Raw genomic sequence first — 7,094 nt, 5'->3', positions numbered from 1 at the left:
TCACCGCCACCTCGGTCAGCGCCACCCCGGTCGACGGCGACGCCCAGTTCGCCCTCACCACCACGGACAACCGCGTGGTGACCACCGCCCGCCACGCCGACGGCACCTGGGCCCCCGTCCAGACCCTCGACCTGGCCGCCGTCCCCGGCAACCACACCGGCACCGCCATCACCGGCACCCTCTGACGACCGTCCCCCGACCGTCCCCACGGACGGCCGACGCCACGTGACGATCGCTCCGCAGCCGCCCCGCCCCATCCGGCGAGGCGGCTGCGGCCGTTCGGCCCCGCAATCGTGTCAGGGGTGCGTGCAGGGGTTCGCCGCCATGACCGAGGAGACGTTCGACCGGGGTTCCTTCCTCACCCGATGGAGCGAGGAGTGGGCCGGCACCTGTACCGAGCCCGCCGGCGAGGCCGCGCGGGCGGGGAACCACCCTCCGGCGAGACGTGCGCCCGGACTTCCGTGGGCGGCTCCGGCGGCCGGTGGTCGGCCCGGCGGAGGAAGCCGCAACCACCGCGGCCCGGACGCCGGTCGGACGTCCGGGCCGCGGCGGGGGTGCCGCCGACGTCAGCCGACGGTCAGCCGGAACGGTCCGGCGAGCACGGAGTAGCCGTCGTTGGCGAGGTAGTAGGCGTCGTACGTGCCCGCCCCACCGATCTTGCCGGTCGACAGCGTGACCGCACCGCTCTGGTTGGGCGTGTAGGCCCAGGTCAGCGAGGAGCGGGAGCCCGGGGTGACGCCCGCCGGGTAGACGCCGACCCAGTTCTTGGCCGCGACCTGGGAGGTGTTCGCCAGCGCGTAGCGGAGGGTGACGTTGCCACCGCCCGCGACCTCGTTCAGGTCGCCGGTGAGCGTCGGACCGGTGGCCGTGGACGGGGCGAACGCGGCGTTGAGCGGGGTCGCGTACGTGTCGTTCGCGGTCAGCCCGGGCAGGCCGAGGGCGGACTCGATGGTGCGGCCGATGGAGTAGTGGTCGTAGTGCAGCGGGCTGCTGGTGCCGGCCGGGACGGTGCCCTGCGAGCCGACCGCGACGGTGGCGACGTGGTTGTAGGCCTCGCCCGAGCTCTCGTCCCAGGTGAGGAGCAGCAGGGAGCGCTGCCGGGTCCAGGCGGGCGAGGACAGGACCGGCGCGAGGGTCTGCTTCAGCCAGCCGTCCTGGACCTGCAGGCTGGTGGCGTTGCCGTTGCCGGAGGCCTCCCCGTCGTAGTAGTCGTCGGCGGCGATCCAGGAGAAGTCGGGGGTGGTGGCGGCCGACTGGAGGTCGGTGGTCAGCTGCGTGGTGTCGAACAGGTGGGCCGCGCACCGGGCCGGGTTGCCGCTGATGTCGGTGTAGTTGATGAACGGCGCGTCGTCGGGCATGTACTTGGCGTCGTACTGGGTGGTGGTGTTGCAGGGCGTGCCCATGCCCTGCTCGTAGGCCTTCCAGGTCTTGCCGGCGTCCTCGACGGTGTCGCCGAGGTTGCGCTGCGGGGAGTTGATGTTGGGCCAGTAGGTGGCGCCCTTGGTGTACGTGTCGCCGCCCGCGATGGCCAGGTAGTTCTCGTCGCTCGGGTGGTAGACGCCGTGGGCGTCGGTGAGGGTGGCGCCCTGGGCCATCAGGCTGTGGATGAACGGGGTGTCCGCCGGGTCGTTCATGATCTGGGCGTAGTCGGTGTTCTCCATCATGACGGTGAACACGTGGTCGTAGCCGGGCACGGCGGACGCGGGCGGGGCGACCGGGGCGGGGGCGGCGACGGGGGTGTCGAGGGTGAGCGAGAGGTTGTCCAGGTAGCCGGTCTCGTTCGTGGTGGAGAGGAACTGCACCTCGACCTGGATCGACCGGGCGCCGGCCGGGACGGCCCCGGTGGCGGAGCGGGAGAGGAACTTGGTGGCGAGACCGCGGTCGGTCGCGGAGACGGTCGGCAGCTTGGCGGTCGAACCGACCGGGTTGCCGCGGGCGTCCTTGAAGTGCAGGCTGACGGCGACGTAGCCGCCGTACGTGGTCCAGCCGCCCAGCCAGCCGGCGAGGTTGTAGTGCACCCCGCCGCCGTCGACGGCCGCGGCGGCGGAGGAGACGTCGACGGTCTGCGACATCGAGCCGTCGCCGAAGTCGCCCGGCCCGAAGAAGGCCTTGCCGGGCGTCCTGCCGTCGTTCGGCAGGCCGAAGGAACCGACGCTCTGGCACATCACGTCGACGCCGCCGGCCTGGACGGTCCAGCCGGGGACGGTGGTGGCGGCGCTCCAGTCGTTGGTGCAGTAGCCGCCGGCCTCCGCGTCGCCGTTGACGATCAGGTTGGCGCTGCCCGCCGCCGCGTGGGCGGGGGCGGCGACGGCCGTCGCGCCGAGGAGGGGGAGTGCGGCGAGCAGCCCGCCGAGGGAGCTCCAGCGCAGTCTCATCAGGGGTACCTCGTCCCGTTGGTGAGGGTGGTCGCCATGGCTTCGCGCCATGAGCGGACATAGAAGTACCGGCCGGTGCTGTCCGATGGAAGAACGGCGACCGAACTTGGTCAGACAACTTTGCGTGCGGGGCGAGGTGGCACGGGCACGATCGGAGCCGCCGGCCCTCCTGGCCGGCTCCGTACGTCAGACTGTCCGGCGTGGCGGGGCGCAGGACGAGCAGGACACGGGGAGGAACGGCAGTGGTCAGCGACATCGCCGGGGAGCTGGGGACGGCACTCGGTCGCACCGGCATGGTCCGCCTCGGAGCGGACCACCACCGCCTGACCGTCCCCGTCGCCCGCGGCGAGCTCGCGGTCGACGTGATCGGCGACGTCACGGCAGAGCGGGTGATCCACTTCCTCCCCGGCGGCGGGCTCAATGTGGCCGCCAACTACTGCACCGCGCAGGGCCGGAGCCTCGCCCGCTTCCTCGCCGATCACGGCTACCTGGTCATCGGGACGACGCCGCGCGAGGACGCCGTCCCGCCGGAGGCCTCCGACGACTGCACGGCCTGGGGCCTGGACGCGCACCGGGCGGACCTCCAACACGTCATCACGGCCGCCGAGGCCCTCACCGCCCTGCCGTACGAGCTGCTCGGCCACTCGGCCGGAGCCGCACTCGCCCTGGACACCGCCGCTCGCACCACCGGCGGCACCGGTCCCCGACGCGTTCTCGTCCTCGACACCACCGGCCCGTACGATCCCGCGACGGAGCCCGAGCTGGTCGCGAAGGCGGAGGCGCTCACCGACCTCCTCCAGCGGCAGCTCGACGCGGGCGCCCGGACCGTCGACCCCGGCCTCAAGGGCCTCTTCTCCCGCGCGGCCACCGCCCCGGACGCGCCGAGCGGCGTGCCCCGGCCGGTGCCGCAACAGGAGGGCGGGCCGGGGCAGTTCAGCAACCTCGGCCTGCTCCACTACGCGCTCACCCACACCCGCGACCTGCCCGGCCCCGCCAACTGGATCTACCACCGGGGCCACAGCAGCGGCACCCACGCCTTCGGCCCCACCCCCGCCGAGGACCGCTTCGCCCTGACGCACACCCCGCTCGCCGTCTGGGCGGAGGCGGTCGACCGCCTCGGCAGCGGCCTCCAGCCCACCGCCCTGCTGCGCGACCTGGCGGCGGTGTGGGCCGGGCGGACGGACGTCCACCGGATCGACTGGGCCGCGATCCGGGCCGACGTGGTCTGGATCAACGCCGAACTCGGGCGTGGCGACCACGACTCGGGTGCCCGACTGATCCGCGCGGGCGGCGCCCGGGTGGACTACCGCGTCGTCCCCGACTACGGCCACGGCGACGTCGTGTGGTCGGCCACCGCCGAGCAGGACGTGTGGGCGTCCCTGCTGCCCGGGCGCTGAGCAGCCGCGACCGTCCGGCCGGTCAGGACACCGTCCACACCTGGTTGTCCGCCGCCGAGCAGGCCTGCACCCTGACCCACTGGGCCATGCCGTCCGAGGTCAGGCACTGCCTGGTGGAGGAGTTGACGACCTGGTAGCCACCGGGGACCGGGAGAAAGGACCAGAGCTGGTTCTCCGCGCCCGGCGGATTCGTCCAGACCTGGACCCGGCCGGTGGCCAGGTCGAGGTCGAGGACCTTGGTGTAGTTCGTCGAGCCGTTGCGCAGGAGGTAGCGCCCGTCGGAGAAGTAGTCCAGGCGCCACTGCTGAGCCGCGGAGCGGTTGACGGGATAGGTGCCGACGCGGTTGCCGTCCTTGTCGACGGAGTAGGAGTTGTCCAACGCGTTGCTCCCGACGGAAAGCTGCGCCAGCGGGGGCAGTTGCGGCGCCGGCTTCGGCTCCTGCGTGGGCTGCGGCTGCGGGCTCGCCGTCGGCGTCGCGGGCGCCGCGGTGGCGGTCGGCTGGGCGGGGGCCGGCACCGGTGCCCCGGCGGTCGGCGCGGCGGAGGGCTGCTGGGCCGGCCCGGTGGACGCCTGGCCGACGACCGGCAGAGCGGCCGGCTGGGCGAGCGCGCCCGACGGCACCGGCCCGGCGCTCGGGCCGGACGTCGCGGCGGACACGGGCACCAGGCCGCCCCCGTCCCCCGTGCTCGGGCCGGCGGAGGGCGTCGGCGTCGGCGCGTCGGGCGTCTGCAGGCCGCCGGGCGGGATGTTCGGGTCCGGTGGCACCGCACCGCCGGGGTCCCCGGACTGCCCGGCGCCGGCCGTCGGCCCTGCGGCGACGGCGTCGCCGTGCGGCACGAAGCCCGCGCCCGGCCGGCCCACCACCGCCCCGGTGGCGCCCACCGCGCCCAGCACGGCCACCGCCACGACCGACACCACCGTCCGCCGCCGCAGGCCGGTCCACAACCTGCGCTTGGCGACGGGCCGTTGATCACCGTGGACCGGAACCCCGGGCACGCCCTCCCCGACCACCGCCAGCGCCTCGCGAACGGCCTCCGCCATCGCGGCGGCGTCCGGCCAGCGCTCGCCCGGGTCCTTCGCCATCGCCCGCTCGACGACCGCCCGCACCGGCCCGGGTACCGCGTACGGCAGCGGCGGCACGGGCTCCGTCAGGTGCTTGAGGATCACCTCCAGCGCGGTCTCCCCGTCGAAGGGCAGCCGCCCGGCCAGGCACTCGTAGAGGACGACGCCGAGCGCGTAGAGGTCCGCCGAGCCGGTGACCGGCCCGGTCGAGGCCTGCTCCGGCGCCTGGTACGCGGCGGTGCCGAGGACCATCCCGGGAACGGTCAGCCGGGCGTCACTGCCGGGGCGGGCGATCCCGAAGTCCGCGATCACCGTCCGGTCGCCGCACACCATCAGGTTGGCCGGCTTGACGTCCCGGTGGACCACCCCGGTCCCGTGCGCCGCCACCAGCGCCTCCAGCACCTGGAGCGCCATCCGCAGCGTCTCCTCGGTCGGCAGGCTGCCACGGCGCGCCAGCACGGCGCTCAGGGGCTCCCCGTCGATCAGCTCCATGACCAGGTACGCGACCGGCCTCCCGATCACCGGGGCCTCGCCGTGCCCGAAGTCGTAGACCCCGACGATGCCCGGGTGCCGCAGCTGCGCCATGACGCGCGCCTCGGCGTGGAAGCGCTCGGCGAATCCCGGCTCGTCCAGCAGGACGGGCTTGACCACCTTGACGGCCACCCGGCGGCCGAGGACCTCGTCCTCGGCGAGCCACACGTCGCCCATCGACCCACCGCCCAGCCAGTCCACCAGCCGGTAGCGGTCGGCGAGCACGGTGCCACGCATGGTTCTCCCTGAGTCAAGTCGCATCGGTTGCGCGCACGCCGTCGACCGGGGCGCCCCGGAGATCATGGGGCCGCTCGATAACGGCTGACTTGTCGTCGGATGAACACCGCCCGCCGTGCGGGGATTCGGCGCGTCAGGGCGCCATGGTCAGCCCCGCCGATCCGGCACCGCGGCTGAGCACGACGGAGCGGATGTGGTCGAGGGCCGTGGCGTATTCGGCCCGGCCGGGGTTGGCGCGGGCGGCCTCCCGCAGGTCGAGGACGCGGTAGGGCGGCCCGAGGTCGGTGACCTGCGGGACGAACTCCGCTTTCGTCACGGTCCACCGCTGCCCGGGGGCGAGCGGCGGCGAGAAGGTGAACCGGGCGATCGAGGACCAGTTTCCGCGCGGGTCCTCGGCGCCCGTGTAGTTGAACATGTGGCCCGCGAGCTGGTCGCCCATGCCGTAGACCGTCCAGGTGTCGTTGATCTTCTCGTACGCCTGGGGGATGTGGGCGTGCGTCCCGAGGACCAGGTCGACCACCGGCCGCCCGGGCTCCGGCTCGGCGGCGAGGTCGCGGGCCAGCGCGAGCTGCTGTTCGTTCGGGGTGTCCTGCCACTCGGTGCCCCAGTGGACGCTGACCACGACGACGTCCGCCCCCGCCTCCCGGGCGGCCCGCGCGTCGGCGAGGATCCGGTCCCGGTCGATGAGGTTGACGGCCCAGGGCCGCCCCTGCGGCAGCGGGATGCCGTTGGTGCCGTACGTGTAGGCGAGTTGGGCCACCGTCGCGCCGCCCGCCGAGAGCAGCGCGGGCCTGCCCGCCTCCTCCTCGCCGCGCGCGGACCCGGTGTGCTTCAGCCCGACGGCGTCCATGGCGTCGAGCGTGCGCCGGATCCCGGCCGGCCCGTCGTCGAGCGTGTGGTTGGAGGCGGTGTCGCAGGACGCGTACCCGGCGTCCTTGAGCGCCCGGGCCACCTGCGGGGGCGACTTGAACGACGGGTACCCGGTGAACGGACCGCCGTCGGCGCCGTACACCGTCTCCATGTGACAGATGGCCAGGTCGGCGGCCCCGATGACGGGCTTGACCCCGGCGAGCATCCGCGTGAAGTCGTACCCGTCGCCCCCGGCGTCCTCCTTGGCCTGCTGGATGATCTCGGTGTGCGGCAGGACGTCCCCCGTGGCCACCAGCGTGAACGCCCGCGGCCCCGAGGCCGTCGGCACGGCCGTCGGGCCTGTGGCCACCGACGGAACGGCCTCCGGCACCGACGGCCCGCCACACCCCGCGAGGGCGAGCAGCACAATGGCCAGGAGCACCTCACGGCGCGGCGATCTCATCATCGTGTCGTCCCACAGTCGGCGGATATGACCTCCCCGTCCTCCGACTATGCGAGCCCACCCCCGCCCCTCCCGCCCCCCACGCCCCACCGCTCCCCGACCTCACCCGAGGGGGCGAGCCCGGGCCGCAGGGACCGTGCGGGCCCGGGAGGGAGCCTGCGGCCCGGAAGCGGCGGGAC

5 protein-coding genes are annotated in these 7,094 nt (G+C 74.2%); 2 read left to right on the top strand and 3 right to left on the bottom strand.

All coding sequences use genetic code 11. From position 1 onward, the window contains the following. A partial coding sequence (locus tag AB0C76_RS28225; protein WP_359970960.1) for a hypothetical protein occupies positions 1 to 185 on the top strand: 185 nt, incomplete at its 5' end. 381 nt (positions 186 to 566) lie between these two features. Here AB0C76_RS28225 and AB0C76_RS28220 read toward each other — a convergent pair. Then, positions 567 to 2,375 (bottom strand): alkaline phosphatase family protein, encoded by a 1,809-nt coding sequence (locus tag AB0C76_RS28220; RefSeq protein WP_359970958.1) that lies wholly within the window; start codon positions 2,373 to 2,375, stop codon positions 567 to 569. A 242-nt stretch (positions 2,376 to 2,617) separates the two neighbouring features. Between AB0C76_RS28220 and AB0C76_RS28215 the strand changes: the two genes are divergently transcribed. Continuing rightward, positions 2,618 to 3,772: a thioesterase domain-containing protein gene (locus tag AB0C76_RS28215; protein ID WP_359970956.1), complete on the top strand. Its 1,155-nt coding sequence runs from the start codon at positions 2,618 to 2,620 to the stop codon at positions 3,770 to 3,772. A gap of 22 nt (positions 3,773 to 3,794) precedes the next feature. Here AB0C76_RS28215 and AB0C76_RS28210 read toward each other — a convergent pair whose 3' ends face one another. Together AB0C76_RS28210 and AB0C76_RS28205 are read right to left on the bottom strand one after the other, a co-directional pair. Next, positions 3,795 to 5,603, bottom strand: coding sequence for a protein kinase (locus tag AB0C76_RS28210; RefSeq protein WP_359970954.1), 1,809 nt, complete (start codon positions 5,601 to 5,603; stop codon positions 3,795 to 3,797). A 133-nt stretch (positions 5,604 to 5,736) separates the two neighbouring features. Beyond that, positions 5,737 to 6,918, bottom strand: coding sequence for a CapA family protein (locus AB0C76_RS28205; RefSeq protein ID WP_359970952.1), 1,182 nt, complete (start codon positions 6,916 to 6,918; stop codon positions 5,737 to 5,739). Positions 6,919 to 7,094: the final 176 nt, after the last annotated feature.

This window comes from Kitasatospora sp. NPDC048722 (assembly GCF_040650235.1).
Classification (GTDB): domain Bacteria; phylum Actinomycetota; class Actinomycetes; order Streptomycetales; family Streptomycetaceae; genus Kitasatospora.
The sequence above is the reverse complement of the archived record's forward strand: the minus strand, read 5'-3'. Positions and strand labels throughout refer to the sequence as shown.

Excerpts from the sequence above, each read along its gene's own strand:
- AB0C76_RS28220 (WP_359970958.1), bottom strand. The coding sequence starts at position 2,375 with ATGAGACTGCGCTGGAGCTCCCTCGGCGGGCTGCTCGCCGCACTCCCC.
- AB0C76_RS28210 (WP_359970954.1), bottom strand. The coding sequence starts at position 5,603 with ATGCGTGGCACCGTGCTCGCCGACCGCTACCGGCTGGTGGACTGGCTG.
- AB0C76_RS28205 (WP_359970952.1), bottom strand. The coding sequence starts at position 6,918 with ATGATGAGATCGCCGCGCCGTGAGGTGCTCCTGGCCATTGTGCTGCTC.